We start from the raw sequence: 20260 nt of genomic DNA, 5'->3' as shown, positions 1-20260 counted from the left end.
CGCAAAATACGCCACGAAAACCGTGGTTTCGCGCTGAAAATAAGAGAAAAGCTGTGTTGCCTTTGACAGGCTGGCTCTGTAAATTTGTCACGATTGTAAATGGTGATGCACAGCCTCCTGACGGGTGGCTCGAGTCAAGCTTTGTCAAGGATTGCCGGGTGGCCGACCAGAAGATCTTCGCGGGGCCGCGTATTAGACGGCTTCGCAACGCCAAGGGCCTGACCCAGACGGCGATGGCCGAAGGGCTGGGCATCTCGCCCTCCTATCTCAACCTCATCGAGCGTAACCAGCGGCCGATCACGGTGCAGCTGATCCTGAAGCTTGCGTCCGTCTACAAGGTCGACCCGCACGAGCTGCAGGGCGAGACGAAGGGGTCGATCGCGGCCCTGAAAGAGGTGTTCGGCGATCCGCTGCTCAGCGCCGAACTGCCGGGAGATCAGGAGCTTATCGATCTTGCGGAGATTGCTCCGAATGCCTCGGCCGCGATGGTAAAACTGTTTCGCGCCTATCGCGAGCAGGCCGAGCGGCTGTCGGACCTCAACGAGCTGCTGGCGCGTGAGGGCAGGGCGACAGCTTTGTCCGGCGCGCGGCTGCCCATAGATGAGGTGCACGAGACCTTCGAGCGCCGGGCGAACCACTTCGCATCGCTGGAAGAGGAGGCCGAGGCTTTCATCTCGGTGCTCGATCCTGGCGATGATCTGTTCGGCGCGCTGAAGGCCTGGCTGAGGCGCGAGCATGGCATCGTCATCAAGGTGCTGCCGGTCGCTACCATGCCGAACTGGCGCCGCCGCTACGATCGCCACTCGCAGCGCCTGTTCCTGTCCGAGCGGCTATCGCCCTTCGATCAACTGCGCGAGATCGCGATGGAGGCGAGCCTGATCCGCATGACGGTGGCCGTGGCCGCCGAGATTGAGGCGCTGAAGCTCGGTACCGATGAGGCGCGCCGGCTCGCCCGCTTCGAGCTCGGCCGCTATGCCGCGCACGCGCTGATGATGCCCTATCAGGCTTTCCATGCCGCGGCCGTGCGCGCCCGCTACGACATCGATGTCCTGCGCTCCCGCTTCGGCGTCTCCTTCGAACAGGCTGCGAACCGGCTGACCATGCTGCAGCGACCGGGCGCATCCGGGGTGCCCTTCTTCATGCTGGAGGTCGACAATGCCGGCAACCGCTTCCGCAAGGCGGGCAGCCTGGGCTATCCGCAAAGCCGGTTCGGCGGCGGCTGTCCGAAACTCGCGGTCCATGCTGCCTTCTCGCAACCGGCGCAAATCCTTGTCGAGGCCGTTGAGATGCCCGACGGGGCCGAATTCCTCTGCATCGCCCGCACCCTGGAAGGCCCGCAGGGCGCCTTCTCCGAACGGCCGCGGCGCACGGCCTTGCTGCTTGGCTGCGACATCGGCTTTCGCGACGAGATTGTCTACGGCGCGGCGTTGCCGACGGTCGCCGCTGGCAAGGCGGGGGCGGGTCCCGTGTTCGCCACGCCAGTCGGCCCCGCCTGCAGGCTCTGCGAGCGCGCCGGCTGCCTGGCTCGCGCCGAGCCGCCGGTGACGCGCCCGCTAGGCCTCGACGAGATGGTGACGGGTCTCAGCGCCTTCGATTTCCAGGGCTAGGTCCGGGGCCCCCCAGCGGCTTTTGTCCCATATTTCAGCGACTGCTGGATCACGCCTCGTTTTCGTCTTTGCGCTACGCGAATGGGACATAGTCTTGTCGTCCTTGGTGCATCGTACCGCCCGCAACTCGCTGACAGTCGTGTCCATGACCGATACCGCCTCGCCTCGCGTCGCCTTGCCCACAGTCTCGCCGCGCGAGGAGCGGATCGGCATGCTGCTGGTCTTCCTGTCGGCGCTGATGTGGAGCTTTGGCGGCACCATCGCCCGCTTCATCCATGTCGGCGACAACTGGACCGTCGTGTTCTGGCGCTCGCTCTGGGCGGTGGCCTTTCTCATCGCCTTCATGCTCTGGCGCGACGGCTGGCGCGGCACCTGGAAACTGTTCCGTGACATGGGCTTGCCCGGCCTTGGCGTCGCAATCTGCTTTGCCACGGCCTCGACGAGCTTCGTGGTGGCGCTCTCCTACACCACGGTCGCCAACATCCTCCTGATGCAGGCCGGCGTGCCGTTGCTGGCGGCCTTGCTTGCCTGGGTGCTGTTTCGCGAACGCGTCAGCCCGGGCACATGGGTCGCCATTGCCGCCGTCATCGCGGGTGTCGCCATCATGGTCTCGGAATCCCTCGGCGGCGCCGTCTCTCCGATCGGCGACGGCCTCGCGCTGTTGATCGCGGTGATGTTTTCGTTCGCGACCGTCATCACCCGGCGTTTCGCCCATGTGCGCATGGTTCCGGCCAACTGTCTCGCCGCCTTGCTTGCCTGTGTGTTCGCTGCATCACAGGCATCGGAGTTCGCGGTCTCCGGCCGTGACATGGGATTCCTCTTCGCCTTCGGCGTGATAAACCTCGGCGTCGGTCTCGCCTTCTTCGCCATGGGCGCGCGGCTGGTGCCCGCGGCGATCGCCGCGCTGCTCGGCACTTTCGAGCCGATCCTTGGCCCGATCTGGGTCTGGCTGGTCCATTCAGAAGTGCCGTCGGTGCGCACCATCATCGGCGGCGCGGTCGTCGTCACGGCGCTGCTGGTCCATATCGGCTTCGAGTTCAAACGCCAGACGCGGCCGGCGCGGCCCGGCGTCACCGGCCTGCCGTCTCCCAATTGATTGTAACGCCCCTCCCCATTGACAACCGCGTTGCTGGCCGGGCAGGCTGAGGCCATTGCAACAACAAGACAGGCGTGTCTTGCCAAGTTTATTCGCCGGTCTGGTCGGGACCGGACAACACTGTCGTATTTCTTCTTATGCCGCGGCGAATGCCGTTGCCGCCATTCCGGGACCTCCCCGGAGATGGCGAAGCGCCTGCAACCATCGCACGACGGTCCGGCGCATTGCCGGCAGTTCACGCTTGTCGCTTCCAGTAAAGCTCAATAATCTGAAACGAACGCCGCCCCGCGCCCATATCGCCGCGGGCGGTGGGGGAACATTCATCAAAGGAGAGAAGCATGATCCGCAAAGCGCTTTGGCTTTCGGCAACCTCGGTATTTCTGACGCTTTTTACCATCGGCGGCCACGCCGAGGATCGCGTCATCAATGTTTATAACTGGTCGGACTATATCGACAGTTCGATCATCGACGACTTCACCAAGCAGACCGGCATCAAGGTCGTCTACGATACTTTCGATTCCAACGAGATTCTCGAGACGAAGCTGCTTGCGGGCGGCAGTGGCTACGACGTCGTGGTGCCGAGCGCCAACTTCCTGGCGCGCCAGATCCAGGCCGGCGTGTTCCAGAAGCTCGACAAGTCGAAGCTGCCCAATATCTCCAACATGTGGGACGTCATTACCGAGCGCACCGGCAAATACGATCCCGGCAACGAATATTCAGTCAACTACATGTGGGGCACGGTCGGGCTCGGCTACAACGTCAAGAAGGTGCAGGCCGCGCTCGGTACCGACAAGATCGACAGCTGGGACGTGTTCTTCAATCCTGACAAGCTGGCCAAGCTGAAGGACTGCGGCGTCTACGTTCTGGACTCGCCGGCCGACGTCATTCCCGCGGCGCTGAAATATCTGGGCCTCGATCCGAACAGCACCTCGCAGGATGATATCTCGAAGGCCGAGGAAGCACTGCTCAAGGTCCGTCCCTACATCCGCAAGTTCCACTCCTCCGAGTATATCAATGCGCTCGCCAATGGCGATATCTGCATGGCGATCGGCTGGTCCGGCGACGTATTCCAGGCCCGCAACCGCGCCCATGACGCCAAGCAAGGGGTCGAGATCGGCTACTCGGTTCCGAAGGAAGGCGCCCAGATGTGGTTCGATCAGATGGCGATCCCCGCCGATGCAAAACATGTCGCCGAGGCGCATGAATTCCTCAACTACATGATGAAGCCGGAAGTGATCGCCAAGTCGTCGAACTACGTGCTCTACGCCAACGGCAACAAGGCTTCTCAGCAATTCGTCGACAAGGCGATCCTGGAAGACACCTCGGTCTATCCCGACGCCGAGACGCTCAAGAAGCTCTATACGGTGCAGCCATACGATCCGAAGACCCAGCGCGTCATCACACGCACCTGGACGAAGATCGTCACCGGTCAGTAACAGTCGCGGGTGACCCCGGCAGCAAACTGCCGGGGTCACATTTCTTTAGTCAATTCCAGGAAAAGCACGGCGGTTTTCCGCCGGGAATTGCGTCACAACAAGCTGGTAGAACAGGTCCGCGCTTGCTCGAGACGACGGACCGCGCGAACGGCACTTTAAGACAATGGGAGTGGGGATATGAAATCGCTTGGCAGCATCCGCAGGGATTTCGCGCCGTGGAGTGATCCGAACGCCAAGCCGTATATCCAGTTCGACAAGGTCACCAAGAATTTCGGTGACTTCACCGCCGTGAACAATCTGTCGCTGACCATCTTCGAGCGCGAGTTCTTCGCCCTGCTCGGCGCCTCCGGCTGCGGAAAATCGACGCTGCTCAGGATGCTTGCCGGTTTCGAGGAGCCGACCTCGGGCCGCATCCTGCTCGACGGCCAGGATCTGCGCGGCATCCCGCCCTACCGACGGCCAGTCAACATGATGTTCCAGTCCTATGCGCTGTTCCCGCACATGACCGTGGAGAAGAACATCGCCTTCGGCCTCAAGCAGGAAGGCATGCCCGCGCAGGACATCGAAAAGCGCGTCGCCGAGATGCTGAAGCTGGTCAAGCTCGAGCAGTTCGCCAAGCGCAAGCCGCACCAGCTTTCGGGCGGCCAGCGCCAGCGCGTCGCGCTTGCCCGCTCGGTCGCCAAGCGGCCGAAGGTGCTGCTTCTGGACGAGCCGCTCGGCGCGCTCGACAAGAAGCTGCGCGAGGAGACCCAATTCGAACTGATGGACCTTCAGCAGGAACTGGGCCTCACCTTCGTCGTCGTCACACACGACCAGGAAGAGGCCATGACCATGGCCGACCGCATCGCCATCATGGACAAGGGCGAGGTGATGCAGGTCGCCACGCCTGCCGAGGTGTACGAGGCGCCGACTTCGCGCTTCGTGGCGCACTTCGTCGGCAACGTGAACATGTTCGAGGGCAAGGTCGCCGAGCGCTCCGCGAGCACCACGCGCATCACCGGCGCGACCGGTGCGCAGATCGTCGTCGACAATGGCGGCGACGCCGCGGCCGGTGCCAACATCGTCTTTGCGATCAGGCCGGAGAAAATCAGGGTTACCTCGAAGAAGCCTGCCGATGCCGTCAACGCGCTGGAAGGCGAGGTGTACGATGTTGCCTATCTCGGCGACATGACCGTCTATCACGTCAAGCTCGATGACGGACAGATCGTGCGGGCGAGCGCGCTGAACGCGGCGCGCGTCTCCGAGGACCCGCTGACCTGGAACGACCGCGCCTGGGTTTCGTTCCGGCCCGATGCCGGCGTCGTGCTGACAAGGTAGGAGGGGGCCATGACCGACATCGCCGCCGCCGTCTCCCCATCGACCGAAACCACCGCCGCGTTGCCGGCGAGGCTGGCGAAGGGTGTCATTGACCGCCTCGTCATCATTATCCCCTATCTCTGGCTGCTGTTCTTCTTCCTCATTCCGTTCATCATCGTCTTCAAGATATCGCTGTCGCAGTCGGCGATCTCGATGCCGCCCTATACGCCGGTGATGGATTTCGCCGATGGCTGGTCGGGCTTTATAGGTCAGTTCAAGAAATTGAGCTTCGACAACTACACCTGGCTGACGCAGGACGCCCTTTACTTCAACGCCTATGTGACGAGCCTGGTCATCGCGGCGATCTCGACGGTGCTGACGCTGATCGTCGGCTATCCGATCGCCTACGGCATGGCCCGCGCCCCGGCGACGATCCGCCCGACACTGTTGATGCTGGTGATCCTGCCGTTCTGGACTTCGTTCCTGATCCGCGTCTATGCGTGGATCGGCATCCTGAAGCCTGAAGGGCTGCTCAATCAGCTGCTTTTGTCGCTGCACATCATCAGCGAGCCGCTCGTGATCCTCAACACCTACACCGCCATCTTCATCGGCATCGTCTACTCTTACCTGCCCTTCATGGTGTTGCCGCTCTACTCCTCGCTTGAGAAGATGGACTACTCGCTGATCGAGGCGGCGCAGGATCTCGGCTGCCCGCCCACCGGCGCCTTCTGGAAGATCACCTTCCCGCTGTCGCTGCCCGGCGTCATCGCCGGCTGCCTGCTGGTGTTCATCCCGGTCGTTGGCGAGTTCGTCATTCCGGATCTCCTCGGCGGCTCGCAGACGCTGATGATCGGCAAGACGCTGTGGAACGAGTTCTTCTCCAACCGCGACTGGCCGGTATCGTCGGCGGTGGCCGTCATCCTGCTGCTGGTGCTGACCGTTCCGATCATGTTCTTCCAGCAGGCCCAGGCGCGTGCCCAGGAGCAAGGCAAATGAACTCGACCTGGAGCCGCTTCAACATCACCTCGATCGTGCTTGGCTTTGCTTTCCTCTACCTGCCGATCGTCCTCCTCATCATCTTCTCCTTCAACGAATCGAAGCTCGTCACCGTTTGGGGCGGCTTCTCGACCAAGTGGTATGTCTCGCTTTTCCACAATCAGGGCCTGATGGACGCGACCTGGGTGACGGCGCGTGTCGGCGTGATCTCCGCCACGGTGGCGACCGTGCTCGGCACGCTGGCCGCCATAACCTTGACGCGCTACACGCGCTTCAGGGGCAGGGTGCTGTTCTCGGGCATGGTCTTCGCGCCGCTGGTCATGCCGGAAGTCATCACCGGCCTGTCGCTGCTGCTGCTCTTCGTCGCCGTAGGACTCGACCGTGGCTTCCTGACGGTCACGCTCGCCCACATCACCTTCACCATGTGCTTCGTCGCCGTCGTCGTGCAGTCGCGGCTGGTGTCGTTCGACCGCTCGCTGGAGGAGGCGGCGATGGATCTCGGCGCGCCGCCGGTGAAGACCTTCTTCCAGATCACCTTGCCGGTCATCCTGCCGGCGATCATCTCGGGCTGGATGCTGGCCTTCACGCTGTCGCTCGACGATCTGGTCATCGCTTCCTTCACGTCGGGTCCGGGCGCCACGACGCTGCCGATGAAGATCTACAGCCAGGTCCGCCTCGGCGTGACGCCTGAGATCAACGCCGCCTGCACCATCCTGATCGCGGTGGTCGCGGTCGGCGTCATCATTGCCTCGATCGCCAACAAGCGCCGCGAGGTGCAGCGTCAGCGCGACGAGCAGGCCGCCCAGCGCGGATAGAGGGACCGGCATAGGCCCGTTCGGCAGGGAACGGGCCTTTCGTTTGCTACTGGCCCGAAACGCCGCGGCTGATCGGCGAGATGAACGGCGAGCTCCAGTTGCCACCGACGAAGAACAGCGACTGATTGGGGGCTTGAGGGGGCGGATTGGCCGTCTGGCCGTTGGCCTGCGGCTGCGCTGGAGGCTGGCCCGTCGGGACGATGCCGCCGGAGAGCGCCAATCCACGCCCGGTATAGGAGGCAATGCCGGAAAGCCAGATCTTGTACTTCTGCGAATTGACCTCGGCCTTGTCCAGCCGCGCCACGCCTTTCGAGATGCTCGCCTTGATCTCCGCGCCGTCGATCGGCAGCGAGCCGTCGGCGACATCGTCGAGCGCGAAAAAGCCGCCCTGCTCGTTGTGCTTGAGGAAGGCGGGCAGGTTGAGCCCGTTCAGCGAACCCGGTCCGAACGTCGCCGAGAACGATCCATCGGCATTTTCGAAGATCGAATCCCAGGCCTTGCCTGGTCCCTTGAGGATGACCGAGACGGTTCCGGTGCCGGCCGGCACCAGCCGGGTCATGCCAGCGGCAGTGGCGAAGGCGCCGGTGTCGACGTCGGACGCCAGCAGCCGCATCTCGACCTGCGTGCCTTCCGGCTTGCGGTCGAAGCGCAGGCTGCTCTGGACATTGCCGCCGAAGGCCGACGCATCGGATATGTCGAAGACGGCGAGGCCGTTCTTGACCTGCGCGGTCGCGGCGACGTCCGCAAGCTGGACCGGTCCGGCCGTTGCGTGCGCGGCCGAGAGCCTCAGATCGAGGTTGATCCGGTCGGCGAAGCTGGTGTCGATCTCGCCGGGGCCTGCCTGGCCGGTGGGCGCGATCGGAGTGAACGCGGACAGGAAGGATCGGAGGTCCAGCGTGTCGAAGGCGAGCGTGCCAGCGATGACGGGCCGCGCTTCAGCGAAGGAGAAATCAAGCGCGCCCATGCCTGGGTTGTTGTCTAGCGCAACGGTGGTGTTCTCGAACTTCGCCCGGCCTGCCGAAGCCGTCACCTTGCTGGAGACCGAGACCGAGCCGATTGCGGCTCCCGGAGCGATACCCGCCTGTGACCATTCCAGGACGCGCCGAAGCGAGGGCGCCGCGAATTTCGCCTGGCCGTCGAAATAGGCATTGTCCGACATCGAGGCGACGCCATCGAAGGAGAAAGTCGCCGGGGCCGCCTTGAACGAAAGCGTGACGGGCGCGCCCCCTCCGGCAAACAGCACCAGCGGCCTGGCCGAGGAAAAATCCACCTGGACGCTCTCTCCGCGCCATATCCCCGTTGCCGTCAGCGATGCGTCGCTGTTCATCGCCGCCCAGTTCACCTGGCCGCTCAGGCTGCTCAGGATCTCGGTGTCCTTGCCACCCGCCGAGGTGATGACACGGCCGTCCCGGAATTCGACCACGCCGAACGGATCGGATGGCAACTTGCCGAGATCGGGCTTTTGCGGGTTCGCGCCGACCACGACGCGCGCGGTGTCGATCGAGCGCGCGATGCGGCCGCCGCTCGGCAGCGGCGGCAGGTAGAAGCCGCTCGCCGTCCGCTCCACCCGGATCGTCGGCCGCACCAGCCTTGCCGTCGAAAACGCCACGTCGCCCCGCAGGGCGGCCATGGCGGAAAGATCGACCTCCACGCGGTCGGCCACGATCACCGGCGGCGCATCGGTCTCTGTCCATTGCGACAGCGTCACGTCGCTCAAGATCGCCTGGAATTTCGGCCAGACCTCGATGCGCGGCGAGCCGTCGATAGTGACCCGGAATCCGCTCCAGGCGCTCAGCTCCCACGCGATGCGGTCGCGCACGATGCGCGTCGAGGCAATCAGCGGCAGGGCGGCGACGGCGAGCGCAAGGACAAGCACGGCAACGCCGACCGCCCACACCCCACGTCGGATCATAGATGATCGCATCTCGCCCCGTATGCTTCCATTGCCGACAAAATTGCCCGACGGGTGTAACCGAGCGCTGACGCTTTTCAAGTCTTTATGGCCCGGCAATGGCCGCGCGAACAAAATCTTGCTATGCTGCGCTGCAACATGCATAAGCGGTCCACCTTATCGGATGCCCCAGAATGGTGCGCCGGCTTTGGGACAACGACCTATGCGATAACAGGCTTAACCGCCTGAAACGCGACACGCTTTGGGAGGAGCGATGATGGCAGCCGAGACACCCTTGTGGGCACCGACGCAGGAGCAGATCGACGCGGCGCCCATGACTGCTTTCATGAAGGCCGCCGAGGCCAAGGCCGGAACCACCTTCTCCAGCTATGTCGAGCTCCATGGCTGGTCGATCGACAACCGTGAGACGTTCTGGGGCCTGGTCTGGGATTTCTGCGGGCTGGTCGGCGACAAGGGTGAACGGGCGCTCGTCGACGGCGACAGGATGCCTGGCGCCGCCTTCTTCCCCGACGCCAGGCTCAATTTCGCCGAGAACCTTCTAAAGAAGACCGGCAGCGGGCCGGCGATCGTCTTTCGCGGCGAGGACAAGGTCGAGCGCAGGCTTTCCTGGAACGAGTTGCGCGCGCTGACCTCGCGTCTGCAGCAGCTCTTCCTGTCGCTCGGCGTCAAGGCCGGCGACCGCATCGCAGCAATGATGCCCAACATGCCGGAGACGGTCGCCGCGATGCTGGCTGCCGCCTCGATCGGCGCGGTCTGGTCGTCCTGTTCTCCCGATTTCGGCGAGCAGGGCGTGCTCGACCGTTTCGGCCAGATCGAGCCCACCGTTTTCATCGCGCCGGACGGCTATTGGTACAACGGCAAGGCGATCGAGGTCGCCGACAAGGTTCGCGCCGTGGCGGCAAAGCTTGCCAGCGTGCGCAAGGTGCTGATCGTCGACTATCTCGGCACGTCTTCCGACGTCGCCGCCACCATCGACAAGGCGGGGTCGTTGGAAGAGGCGCTCTCGCCATTCGCTGCGAAGGCGGTGAGCTTCGAGCGGCTGCCGTTCTCGCATCCGCTCTACATCCTGTTCTCCTCGGGCACGACCGGCGTTCCGAAATGCATCGTGCATTCGGCCGGCGGTACGCTGATCCAGCATGTCAAGGAACAGCGCCTGCATGCCGGACTGCTCGACGGCGACCGATTCTTCTACTTCACCACCTGCGGCTGGATGATGTGGAACTGGCTGGTCTCGGGGCTGGCCTCCGGCGCGACGCTTCTGCTCTATGACGGCTCGCCCTTCTATCCCGACGGCAATGCGCTGTTCGACTTCGCCGATGCCGAGAAGATGACCTATTTCGGCACCTCGGCGAAGTTCATCGATTCGGTGCGCAAGGCCGGTCTGAAGCCGATCGAAAGCCATGACCTTTCCAGCGTGCGCACCATATCGTCCACCGGCTCGCCGCTGTCGCCGGAAGACTTCCGCTTCGTCTATGACGGAATCAGGAAGGATGTGCACCTGGCCTCCATCTCCGGCGGCACCGACATCGTCTCCTGCTTCGTGCTCGGCGTGCCGATCGAGCCGGTCTGGACCGGTGAGATCCAGGGACCGGGCCTCGGCCTCGCGGTCGACGTCTGGAACGACGACGGCAAGCCGGTCAGGCAGGAGAAGGGTGAACTCGTTTGCGCCAGGGCGTTCCCATCCATGCCGATCGGCTTCTGGAACGACCCCGAGGGCAAGAAGTATCACGCGGCCTATTTCGAGCGTTTCGACAATATCTGGTGCCATGGCGACTTCGCCGAATGGACCGCGCATGGCGGCATGATCATCCATGGCCGTTCCGATGCGACGCTCAATCCCGGCGGGGTGAGGATCGGCACGGCCGAGATCTACAACCAGGTCGAGCAGATGCCGGAGATCCTTGAAGCGCTCTGCATTGGCCAGGATTTCGACAATGACGTGCGGGTGGTGTTGTTCGTGCGGCTTGCCGCCGGCGTGAGCCTCGACGAGGACCTGGAAAAGCGCATCCGCGCAAAGATCCGCACCGGCGCCAGCCCGCGCCATGTGCCGGCCAAGATCGTCGCGGTCACCGACATTCCGAGGACCAAATCCGGCAAGATCACCGAGCTCGCCGTGCGCGACGTCGTGCATGGCCGCGCCATCAAGAACAAGGAGGCGCTCGCCAACCCGGATGCGCTGGAGCTGTTCAGGAACCTGCCGCAGCTTGCGAGCTAATGCATGTCGCCCAAAAGTGCGCAGCGGTTTTGGGACAACGACACGCATCAAAACAAAACTTAAAGCGCGTCGCGTGAATTCGCTCAAACGCGACGCGCTTTAGAACGCCGGAGCATGGTTAAGGAATTCTGTCGGTCGAATTTACCTAGATTTCACGAGTGGTACACATTCGTAAATTTTTTCAGGGTCCGGTAAGGAGTTGTTAAGGGACGGCGTCGATAGTCGCGTGTAACTTGAGGGAGAAATCCCGTTCCTCGTCCCCTGAGGATCAGATTCGCTCAAGCCCCGTTGTGACAGCAATCCCATTTTCCAGGCGTCCTCACGGACGCCTTTTTCTTTTGGCAGGCTGCGATGCTTACTCGGCCAGCACGCGGGTCGAGGGGAAGGCCACCTCCACCAGCGTTCCCTCGCCGGGCGTGGAGGTGATGATGAAGCGGGCCCGGTTCGCCTCGACCATCGCCTTTGTCAGCGGCAGCCCGAGGCCGGTGCCGTCGCCGCGCCCGCGCTTCAGCGCGTTGATCTGCTTGAACGGCTTCAGCGCCTGCTCGATTTCGGCTGGAGTCATACCGATGCCGGTGTCGCGCACCCGCATGACGACGTCGCCCGACGCCTCGTACGCTGTCGAGACGATGACCTGGCCGCCGGCCTGCGTGTAGCGGATGGCGTTAGACAGGATGTTGAGGGCGATCTGGCGCACGCTGCGCAGGTCCGCCACCACTTCCGGCAGCCGCGATGCGAAGCTCGAACGGATGATGACGCGTTCCCGGTTGGCCTGCGGCTGCATCATCGCGACGGTTTCGGCCAGCGTGTCGTTGAGCGACACCGCTTCGTAGTCCATCTCCTGCTGGCCGGCCTCGATCTTCGAGATGTCGAGCAGGTCGTTGACGAGGTCGAGCACGTGGTTGCCGGAGCGGTTGATGTCGCGCAGGTAGTCGCGGTAGCGGTCGTTGGCCACGGGACCGAACTTCTCATCCACCATCAATTCGGAAAAGCCGATGATGGCGTTGAGCGGCGTGCGGATCTCATGGCTGATGCGCGCCAGGAAATCCGTCTTCTGCGAGGAGGCGCGCTCGGCCACGGCGCGAGCCTGGGTGAGGTCCTCCTCAGCCCGTTTCCATTGCGTGATGTCGCGCACGACAGCGCAGAAGCCGCTGTCGCCGGGCAGCCTGCCGATGGTCATGAACAGCGGGATGAAGCGCCCCTGCGCCTCGCGGCCGATGACCTCGCGGCCGTCGTTGAGCACGCTTGCCACGCCGGGCTCGGAGAGACCGGCGAGATAATCACGCGCGGCGCGCTGGCTCTCGATCGCGAACAGCGAGGCGAACGGCTTGCCCGCGACCTCGTCGCTGTCGAAGCCGAACAGCGCTTCGGCCGGCCGGCTGATCGAGCGGATATTGCCGTCGCGGCCGATCAGCACCACGCCATCGGTGGCGGTATCGATGATGGTGCGCATTTCGGCGATGCGCGACTTCAACTCGGACACGTCCGGCTGCTGGCTTGGTTCATCGTTCGCGGCGCTGAAATGGGCAGGCGTGGTGTCGTCCTCGCCGGATCGGCGCACCACCAGCATCAGCGCCTTGCCGCTGCGCCATGGGACCGAGCGCAGCAGCGCATCGATCGGGAATTCCTGGCCCTGGCGGGTCGTGAGCTTGAGCGATCGGTCGCTTTCATCCGCGCCGCCATCGTCGGCGTAGTGGTCGGCGAACAATGCGCCCAGGCCGCCAGCATCGGCTAGGTCGTCCAGCGCGTCATAGCCGGTGAGTTCGAGGAACGCTTCGTTGGCATAGTGCAGCACGTCGCCGGAATGGATGAGCAGCGGCACGGGCAGCCTGGCGACGATGGACGTGTCGGGCCCGCCGGCTTCCTCTCCGGTCGAGAAGGCGGAAGGCACGAAGCCTTCGAGCTTGAGCGGCGGCACCGTGAGGCGCGGCCGCTCCGCGGCTGCCTTTTCCAACTCGGCCACGCGGGCGCCGGTCTCCGAACTGGCTTCGGCGCCAGCTTCCTTCCAGTCCTCGCTGTCTTCCGCGTCTCGGAAATCGTCGGCGGTCATGCTGTCGTCGCCTGCGCCCGTGCGGGGTGCAGGCGCTTCGGCTGCCTTCGGCTGCGCCGTGGTTGGCCCGGCGGGCTCATGGACCTGCGCGGTCTTGTCCTTCCCAGAAGCCTCGCCAGGCTTGTCGGCAGTTTCCGCCTGACCTGCATAGCTGAGCAGCGAGCCGGAGACCGCCGGGGTCTGGTCTGGGGAAGCGCCGCTCTCGCCGGGGACGTCCTCGGCGCCGTCGAGCCGCGCCAGATCCTTCAGGTCCTCCGCCTCGGTCTCCGCTTCCGCGCGCTCGGCCGTGTCGGCCTCGGCTATCGGCGTATCTTGCGTTTCGCGATCGCGCGGAGTTGCGTCCTGCTTACCCAACTTGGGTTCATCAAACTTTGCTTCGCCGGCCTTCGGTTCTTTCGATGCTTCGGCCTTGCCGGCATTGACCTGCTTTTCAGCCGCATCGCCAACGGGCGCCGGCGGCTCCGCCGGGCCGGAACTGTCCTTGCGCAACCGCTCGCCGATTTCACGGAAGGCGCTGCGCTCCAGGACCGACAGTCCCCGGTCGCTTCCGGGCTGCCTGTCACCTCCGGATTGCTTGTCGCTTCCAGGCTGCTTGTCATTCGCCGGCTGCCGGTGCTCGGCCAGCCGGATGACCTTGTCGGCGTAGCGCCGCTCCGGCTTCGGCACGATGCTCAGCGCCGGCACCTCGCCGCGGAACGGGTCTTCGGGTTTCGGCGGTTCAGTCGAGGCCTGCTCGGCCGTGATTTCCCCAGCCGGGGACTTGGGTTCGGTCGCCGGCGCGCCATTCGGCACAAGCGCCATGCCAAGCGCCTCCGGATCGATCACGGCGTCGGCGCTGCGCGCGACGCCGAAGCCGCGAAAACCCTCGAAGGCGCGGCTGCGGCCGTAGACCGGCAGCGCCGCCAGGTCGACCGGAATCTTCAGCTCCGTCCCCGCCACCGGCCATAGCACCGAGCGCCCGGACCAAGTGTCGCGCCGTTCGAGCAGGCCGGCGATCTCGCCGGATGCGTCGAGGCCGAACGTGGTGGCGACATCCCTGAAGCGGCGGCCGATCACGTCCGCGGCCGGCTTGCCGACAATGTCGGCGAATTCCGGTGACAGCATGCTGAACTTGCCCTCGGCGTCGGTGCGCCAGACGAAGCGCAGCGGCGGCGCCGAGCGGTCGATGTTTCGGGCCGCGGCGGCCGGCTGCTCCGGCACCGCGGTCTCGGAGACGTCCATCGCCTGGCCTGCGTCCGATGCCGCTTCGAGCGGCGTCCGCGCGTCGGGTTCAGGCCGCTTGGGCTCGTCGCCGCCAGCGTTGAAATACCAATGGTCATGTTGGGCCGGCGAGGCATCCTCGACCGGCTCGCTGGCACGAGCGCTGCCGGGCGCCGGAACGATCGGCGCGGGTTGGCCTTCGGCTGCGGGCGCACTGCTGTCTCCCGAAAGTTTCGGAGCGGCTTCTGCCTGTTCGGTTGTGACGGCAGGTGCCGGTGCCGCATGATTGTCCTGCGTCGGCTCTGCCTCCACGACGGCGCTTTCGCCTGCTGGAGCGGGAGGAGCTATCTCTGTCGCGGGCCCTTCCTGATCGCCGTCGAGTTGGTCCTCGTCGATTACCACGAGAAGGTGGCGTGCCTCGGTCAGCCGTGCGAAGCCCGCGGGGTAGGAGGTGCTGGCGCCGGGAACGAGGCGCTTGACGACGCGGTCGCCAGCACTCGCCACGTCCGCGACCAGCGCGGCCAGCGTCTGCGGCTTGATGCCGAGCGCCGCAAAGCCCTCGGATGCCGCCTCGACATGTCCCTGGCCATCCACGAAGGCAATGAAATGCCCGGCCTCGGTGAAGCCGCCGATGGCGCGGCTGGCGATCTCGCCGGCGCTGCGCGAGCTGGTCTGCGCCGCCGGCACGGCCAGCATGATCGCCTTCTCGCCGTCCGGCATTGTGACCGCGCTGGCCAGGAGGCCAACGGCGCGGCTTACCATGCCGGTCGCCAGCCTGACGGTGATGGCGCGGTCGCTGCCGATTTCGGGAAAGCCGCTGGTCGCCATGACCTGCCGCCTGGCGATCAGCGGCAATCGCGCCGAAGCGCCGATGATGGCCTCGATATCCGGATAGCCGAACACCGCCGCGCCGGGGCCATTAGCCCAGATGACCTGCTCGAGGTCGGCCGACAATATGGCGAGCGCGTCGCCGGCCGCAAAGCGCTGGCGGACCGCATCGAGCACGGCGACGTCGAGGAAGGAGTAGTTTTCAGGCGGCATGCGCAGGCGAACGCTCCCCGAACGGCTATTTTCAGTTAACGCTTTGTTAATAAAAGCCTGTGGGGCGAAGGTCCACAAGCCATGCGCGAAGTGGCCGAAATCTCTGGCCTCTTGGTTAACGGCGGGGAGGAATCTATGGTGCATTGCAACAAAGATGTTGCAATGCACAAAAAATCCTTTATATTGCCATCATACATGAACGAGACGGCTTTCTGTCAAAGCCGCTGCCCCGAAAGGTTGGAAAATGTCCAAGACCACCACCAAGACCGCCGAGACCATCGAAAACGTCGAATTCCCGAGCTTCGACGCTTCCAAGGCCACCGACCAGATCCGCGCCTTCGCCGAGAAGGGCGTCGAGCAGTCGAAAGAAGCCTACACCAAGCTGAAGAATGGCGCCGAGGAGACCCAGAAGGTTCTGGAGTCGACCTACGAGACCGCCAAGACCGTTTCCAACGACCTGTCGCTCAAGACCATCGCCATCCTGCGTTCCAACGCTGAGGCCAACTTCTCGCATCTGGAAGCCCTGATCGGCGCCAAGTCGCTGTCGGAAGTCGTCGAGCTGCAGACCGCGTTCCTGCGCAAACGCGTCGAGCTGGCCGTCGAGCAGGCCAAGGAGTTCCAGACCGTTGCTTCCAAGGCGGTCGAGGACGTTTCCAAGCCGGTCAAGACCGCTTTCGAGAAGGCCTTCAAGGACGCCAAGGCGGCCTGATTTTTCGCGCACGACCCAAACCGCATCAAAACGTCGCATTCGTCAGACAATAGATGTGGGATAGGGTTGTGCAACCAGATACCCGGGCGATCGGAACCTCCTCCCTCCGCTCCCCGGGGTGACCAGCCAGCACCTCCTCCCGCTGGCTCGTAACAGGAAAAGGCCGGCACCTCCTCCCGCCGGCCTTTTCTTTTGCCCGGAAGCCGGCGGTCCACAGAAGTCGCCCCTTTGCTTCCGAAAGGCCTTGAATTAAAATCCGATAGCCCGTATTGGACGCATCGCCGAACGACAGGGCGTATTTGAGGTGAGTGCAACTCAACCTCGATCCAGCCCAGGCAGATGTGCCGTTGTAGCTCAGCTGGTTAGAGCGCCGGATTGTGGATCCGGAGGTCGCTGGTTCGATCCCAGCCAACGGTACCACTGGCTTTTGCATGTAATGTATTGAATTTGCTAAGGAATTTGTGATTTCGGCCGCAAGGCCTCGGGCGGTAAAAGACCCCGCAACTATGTGTGCGGCAATGGAGTGCGATTGGGTCGAATCCAGTCCTCTACCGGACTGCATCAACAATTGACGCAAGCTATCCAGTGATCGCCGCGCGATCTTCTAGAGGCGAGGAGCTTTCGGACGTAGCAGGTGCATCAGGCGCAGGCTTCATAGCTTCTGGCCCTCGAAACGATATGGCCGCTTTGCGCCGTGATGTCGCCGTCCGCCGATCCCTTGCCAAGCCTAAAGCTGCCATATGTTCACTTTCGGCCGGCGGCCAACATGGACATTTCCGACCGCGTTGATGGCCGCCTATCACGACCCAAGCCGAAATACGGATTTGGTTGCGCTCGGGCGATAACATCATGCCGTCGATTGGACGCAGATGGGCTAGGTGGCCCTCGCGAATGGCGACATCAGGTGCGCCAAGGTCTGGAAATGGCCGACGGCGAAGCGACGCCCGCCAGCGCGCGGAGGGCTCGCCCACCAAACGTAACCTACGCGGCGCGTCGTTGAGCGAATTGGGGACTCGGCCGGGCTCGACGAGGGTCGACCGCAGTCACGATGCTGTGGTGGTGATCGCAGTAGACGCGATCCGTCGAAGTTGGCCCAGCACAAAAACGATAACCGCCGGGCACTGATGGGTCTTCGCTGATCGGGAAGCGGCACTGATAGACGCCTAGTTGAATGAGCGGGACGTCTCTCGAAGTCAGTCTGGTATTTTCGCGCATGATGGTTTTCAGGTTCCTAGTTCATAAGCCGATGCCGGTTGGCGGCCGCAGCGCGACCGCACCGAGGCGAGCGTCTCTCGTTTTGAAAGGCTATGGATCGTCATATGGTGTGGTCGCGGCATTAATGAAGCCCTAGGCCCGCTATACGAAGCCGATAGTTTGCGACTTAAGGCCACACCTTCGGCTGCCGAATGGCAGTAATCCGCTGAACTCCCCCGATGGCGGACAGTCCGCTGTCGGCCCCATGGCGGAAGAAGCGCCTTCAGCCGGTCACGTCTTTACCGGCCTGGTACGACGCAGGCGAACGTCGGGGCCAGGCGCGACCTTCGCGAGGCCTTCCGTGTATGGGTACGAGGCGGAAGTGACTTCACCTTCGCTTACCATAACCCAACAACTTTTCTTGAAATGGCTGGACTTTACTCGTGCCTTGAACCTATTCTAGTTGCCGAGTTATCCAGAAGCTGCAGTGATCGTCGGTCCACCAGCCGTTTTCGCGGCTGCGGTTGCGTTATGCAGCTTCGTCGGGGTCGGGGGGGCATCGTGGTCAATGTCGACCTTCAGTCGCTTGTATCGAAGCTCGGGCCGTTTTGCCGAACCGCATTGGAAGGTTCGGTCGGGCTGACGCTTTCCCGAACGAACTACAATGTGGAGATCGAGCACTACCTGTCGAAGCTCATCGAGAGCGCCGACAGCGACATCTCTCTTGTTTTCCGCCATTTCGAGATCGATGCGGGCCGTGTCGCCAGCGACCTGACGCGCGTCCTTGACCGCCTCAAGACTGGAAACAGTCGTCCGCCGGCGCTCGCCCCGAACATTGTGAAGCTCATTCGCGAAGCATGGGTCGTGGCGTCCCTGCAGTTCAACCAGGCAATGATCAGGAGTGGGCACCTTTTGGTCGCCCTGCTCGGCGACGATTCACTGGCGCCCGTCGCGCGAGATGCTTCCTCGCAGTTCGCCAGGATCAATGTGGAGACGTTGCGGTCTTCGCTGGCCAAGATCACCGAGGGCAGCACCGAATCGGCAGGAGCGCCGGCCGCCCACGGCGAACCCGGCCGCAGCGCTCAAGCCGCGGCTAGCCCAGCAGGCGCCGCGCTTGATCAGTACACCGTCAATCTCACCGCAAGGGCGCGCGAGGGCAAGATCGATCCCGTGCTCGGGCGTGACGCGGAAACACGTCAGATCGTCGACATCCTGACCCGGCGCCGCCAGAACAATCCGATTTTGACGGGAGAGGCGGGTGTCGGCAAGACAGCGGTCGTCGAAGGTTTTGCGCTGAAGATCGCGGCAGGGGATGTGCCTCCCGCTCTTAGGGATGTCGAGCTACGCTCGCTCGATCTCGGCCTTCTGCAGGCTGGCGCAGGCATGAAAGGCGAGTTCGAGAATCGCCTCAAGAATGTGATCGAGGGCGTCAAATCTTCGCCAAGGCCGATCATCATGTTCATAGACGAAGCCCATACGCTGATCGGCGCGGGTGGGGCGGCTGGCCAGAACGACGCGGCCAACCTGCTCAAGCCAGCGCTCGCCCGTGGCGAGATGCGCACGATCGCGGCAACGACCTGGGCTGAGTACAAGAAGTATTTCGAGCGCGATCCGGCCCTGACGCGTCGTTTCCAGGTGGTCAAGGTGGAAGAGCCCGGCGACCAGGCGGCGATCGCCATGATGCGCGGCATCGCTCCCACGCTGGAGGCGCACCACGGTGTCCGCATCCTTGCCGACGCGGTCGAGGAGGCGGTTAGGCTGTCGCGCCGCTATATTCCGAGCCGTCAGCTTCCGGACAAGGCGGTGAGCCTTCTGGACACCGCTTGCGGGCGCGTCGCCATCGCCAGCCATGCCATTCCGGCCGCCGTTGAGGACGGTCGTCGCCGCATAGACATGATCGATATGGATCTTCGGGTGCTCGCCCGGGAGGCTCGTATCGGTGCAGACCATGACTCACGGATGCGGGATCTGGAGGCGGAACGCGAGAAGGCTGTGGCCGAGCTCGCTGATCTTGAAAGCCAGTGGGAAAAGGAGCGTGAGCTCGTCTCAGAGATACGTTCGCTTCACGATCGACTAAGCGAGGAGCAAGAGGCGGCCGCAGGCGAGTGGAATACCGAAGGCGCGCCGGCGGAAGGTGCCGACGATCCTGACGCGCTGCGCGCAGAGCTGAAAGCACTGCAGGAAAAGCTGGCGGTTCTTCAAGGTGAGAATCCGCTGATGCGGGTGACAGTCGACGCCCAGGCCATCGCCGAGGTGGTCGGAAACTGGACGGGAATTCCGGTCGGTCGGATGGTGTCCGACGAGATCAGGACGGTGTTGTCGCTGAAAGACAAGCTGGAAGAGCGGGTTATCGGCCAGCCGCACGCGCTCGAAGCGATCGCCGAGACTATCCGAACGTCGCGCGCCAAGCTGATTGATCCGCGTAAGCCGATCGGCGTCTTCCTGATGGTAGGCACCTCGGGTGTCGGCAAGACCGAGACGGCACTGGCGGTGGCCGATCTCCTCTACGGCGGCGAGCAGAACCTTACCGTCATCAACATGTCCGAGTTCAAGGAAGAGCATAAGGTCTCCATGCTCGTCGGCTCGCCCCCGGGCTATGTCGGATATGGTGAGGGCGGCGTGCTGACGGAGGCAGTGCGTCGCAGGCCCTATTCGGTGGTTCTTCTCGACGAAATGGAGAAGGCGCACCCGGG

General features: G+C 63.6%; 12 protein-coding genes and 1 tRNA gene. 10 read left to right on the top strand and 3 right to left on the bottom strand.

Going from position 1 to position 20260, the window contains the following annotated elements:
* Nucleotides 1-158: 158 nt before the first annotated feature.
* The 6 genes from Q0L57_RS05710 (at nucleotide 159) to Q0L57_RS05685 (ending at nucleotide 7246) form a co-directional block, all read left to right on the top strand.
* The gene (locus Q0L57_RS05710) at nucleotides 159-1607 is read left to right on the top strand and encodes a short-chain fatty acyl-CoA regulator family protein (RefSeq protein ID WP_296739289.1); all 1449 of its coding nucleotides are present in this window, start codon (nucleotides 159-161) and stop codon (nucleotides 1605-1607) included.
* Nucleotides 1608-1752: 145 nt separating this feature from the next.
* Nucleotides 1753-2703, top strand: coding sequence for a DMT family transporter (locus Q0L57_RS05705; protein WP_296739369.1), 951 nt, complete (start codon nucleotides 1753-1755; stop codon nucleotides 2701-2703).
* Nucleotides 2704-3041: 338 nt separating this feature from the next.
* A complete protein-coding gene (locus Q0L57_RS05700) occupies nucleotides 3042-4139 on the top strand; it encodes a polyamine ABC transporter substrate-binding protein (protein WP_296739287.1) in 1098 nt (365 codons plus the stop codon).
* 177 nt (nucleotides 4140-4316) lie between these two features.
* Nucleotides 4317-5456, top strand: a complete 1140-nt coding sequence (locus Q0L57_RS05695; protein ID WP_296739284.1) for an ABC transporter ATP-binding protein — start codon at nucleotides 4317-4319, stop codon at nucleotides 5454-5456.
* 9 nt (nucleotides 5457-5465) lie between these two features.
* Nucleotides 5466-6431 carry an ABC transporter permease subunit gene (locus tag Q0L57_RS05690; protein ID WP_296739282.1) on the top strand — a complete coding sequence of 322 codons (966 nt, stop codon included), beginning with the start codon at nucleotides 5466-5468 and terminating at the stop codon, nucleotides 6429-6431.
* Complete coding sequence (locus Q0L57_RS05685) at nucleotides 6428-7246, top strand: ABC transporter permease subunit (protein WP_296739279.1); 819 nt, start codon at nucleotides 6428-6430, stop codon at nucleotides 7244-7246. Before Q0L57_RS05690 ends, Q0L57_RS05685 begins: the two co-directional genes overlap by 4 nt.
* Before the next feature lie 46 nt (nucleotides 7247-7292).
* On the opposite strand, the gene Q0L57_RS05680 is transcribed toward Q0L57_RS05685, so the two are convergent.
* Nucleotides 7293-9170, bottom strand: coding sequence for an AsmA family protein (locus Q0L57_RS05680; RefSeq protein WP_296739276.1), 1878 nt, complete (start codon nucleotides 9168-9170; stop codon nucleotides 7293-7295).
* A 244-nt stretch (nucleotides 9171-9414) separates the two neighbouring features.
* Between Q0L57_RS05680 and Q0L57_RS05675 the strand changes: the two genes are divergently transcribed.
* Nucleotides 9415-11373: an acetoacetate--CoA ligase gene (locus Q0L57_RS05675; protein WP_296739367.1), complete on the top strand. Its 1959-nt coding sequence runs from the start codon at nucleotides 9415-9417 to the stop codon at nucleotides 11371-11373.
* A gap of 355 nt (nucleotides 11374-11728) precedes the next feature.
* Here the strand turns inward: Q0L57_RS05675 and Q0L57_RS05670 are convergent, their stop codons facing one another.
* The gene (locus Q0L57_RS05670; protein ID WP_296739274.1) at nucleotides 11729-15664 is read right to left on the bottom strand and encodes a PAS domain S-box protein; all 3936 of its coding nucleotides are present in this window, start codon (nucleotides 15662-15664) and stop codon (nucleotides 11729-11731) included.
* A gap of 244 nt (nucleotides 15665-15908) precedes the next feature.
* Here Q0L57_RS05670 and Q0L57_RS05665 point away from each other — a divergent pair, with 244 nt between their 5' ends.
* Together Q0L57_RS05665 and Q0L57_RS05660 are read left to right on the top strand one after the other, a co-directional pair.
* Nucleotides 15909-16373: a phasin gene (locus Q0L57_RS05665; protein ID WP_296739271.1), complete on the top strand. Its 465-nt coding sequence runs from the start codon at nucleotides 15909-15911 to the stop codon at nucleotides 16371-16373.
* A gap of 343 nt (nucleotides 16374-16716) precedes the next feature.
* Nucleotides 16717-16793: transfer RNA gene (locus Q0L57_RS05660), tRNA-His, on the top strand.
* Nucleotides 16794-17354: 561 nt separating this feature from the next.
* Here Q0L57_RS05660 and Q0L57_RS34220 read toward each other — a convergent pair.
* Nucleotides 17355-17588, bottom strand: coding sequence for a GcrA family cell cycle regulator (locus Q0L57_RS34220; protein ID WP_366940873.1), 234 nt, complete (start codon nucleotides 17586-17588; stop codon nucleotides 17355-17357).
* A gap of 540 nt (nucleotides 17589-18128) precedes the next feature.
* On the opposite strand from Q0L57_RS34220, the gene tssH reads away from it, so the two are divergent.
* Nucleotides 18129-20260, top strand: a 2132-nt coding sequence (tssH, locus tag Q0L57_RS05655; RefSeq protein WP_296739268.1) for a type VI secretion system ATPase TssH, incomplete at its 3' end; no start/stop codon positions are given.

The organism is Mesorhizobium sp. (assembly GCF_024509055.1).
Taxonomy (GTDB): domain Bacteria; phylum Pseudomonadota; class Alphaproteobacteria; order Rhizobiales; family Rhizobiaceae; genus Mesorhizobium.
Note: the sequence above shows the minus strand (reverse complement) of the source record. Positions and strands in the feature narration are given on the sequence as shown.

Bases quoted from the DNA above. Each gene is read 5' to 3' on its own strand.
- Q0L57_RS05705 (WP_296739369.1), top strand. From the start codon at position 1,753: ATGACCGATACCGCCTCGCCTCGCGTCGCCTTGCCCACAGTCTCGCCG.
- Q0L57_RS05700 (WP_296739287.1), top strand. From the start codon at position 3,042: ATGATCCGCAAAGCGCTTTGGCTTTCGGCAACCTCGGTATTTCTGACG.
- Q0L57_RS05695 (WP_296739284.1), top strand. From the start codon at position 4,317: ATGAAATCGCTTGGCAGCATCCGCAGGGATTTCGCGCCGTGGAGTGAT.
- Q0L57_RS05690 (WP_296739282.1), top strand. From the start codon at position 5,466: ATGACCGACATCGCCGCCGCCGTCTCCCCATCGACCGAAACCACCGCC.
- Q0L57_RS05685 (WP_296739279.1), top strand. From the start codon at position 6,428: ATGAACTCGACCTGGAGCCGCTTCAACATCACCTCGATCGTGCTTGGC.
- Q0L57_RS05680 (WP_296739276.1), bottom strand. From the start codon at position 9,170: ATGCGATCATCTATGATCCGACGTGGGGTGTGGGCGGTCGGCGTTGCC.
- Q0L57_RS05675 (WP_296739367.1), top strand. From the start codon at position 9,415: ATGGCAGCCGAGACACCCTTGTGGGCACCGACGCAGGAGCAGATCGAC.
- Q0L57_RS05670 (WP_296739274.1), bottom strand. From the start codon at position 15,664: ATGCCGCCTGAAAACTACTCCTTCCTCGACGTCGCCGTGCTCGATGCG.
- Q0L57_RS05665 (WP_296739271.1), top strand. From the start codon at position 15,909: ATGTCCAAGACCACCACCAAGACCGCCGAGACCATCGAAAACGTCGAA.
- Q0L57_RS34220 (WP_366940873.1), bottom strand. From the start codon at position 17,588: ATGCGCGAAAATACCAGACTGACTTCGAGAGACGTCCCGCTCATTCAA.